Here is a 332-nt window from a genome sequence, read left to right on the forward strand (position 1 = left end):
TCAGCGTGTTGCTCAGGGCATTGCCGGTGAGCACGTCCGCGCCGGAGCCCGTCCCCACGATCTCGATGCCTGCGATACTGCTGAAACCGGAGGCGGTTCCAGCCGTCAGGTTCACCGTGACCGCAGCCGTCGACGCACCGTAGTTCAGCGTGTCAGTGCCGCCGAGCAGGTTGGCCGTGACGGATTCAACATTGACCACTGCCCCACCCCCCACCGTTGTGAGCGAAGTGCCGTTGAACACAACGACCAGGTTATTCGCCGCTGCAGTGCCGGTGATGTTGAGTGTGTCCAGGCCGGCACCTCCATCGACCGCATCCGCGCCCTCGGCAACG

1 protein-coding gene is annotated in these 332 nt (G+C 64.5%); it reads right to left on the minus strand.

Annotated elements, in window-relative coordinates:
* On the minus strand, positions 1-332 hold a 332-nt coding region (locus tag N0K08_RS23175), incomplete at both ends, for a hypothetical protein (protein WP_408643000.1).

Source organism: Acidovorax bellezanensis (assembly GCF_025421555.1).
In the GTDB taxonomy this organism is placed as follows: domain Bacteria; phylum Pseudomonadota; class Gammaproteobacteria; order Burkholderiales; family Burkholderiaceae_C; genus Comamonas; species Comamonas bellezanensis.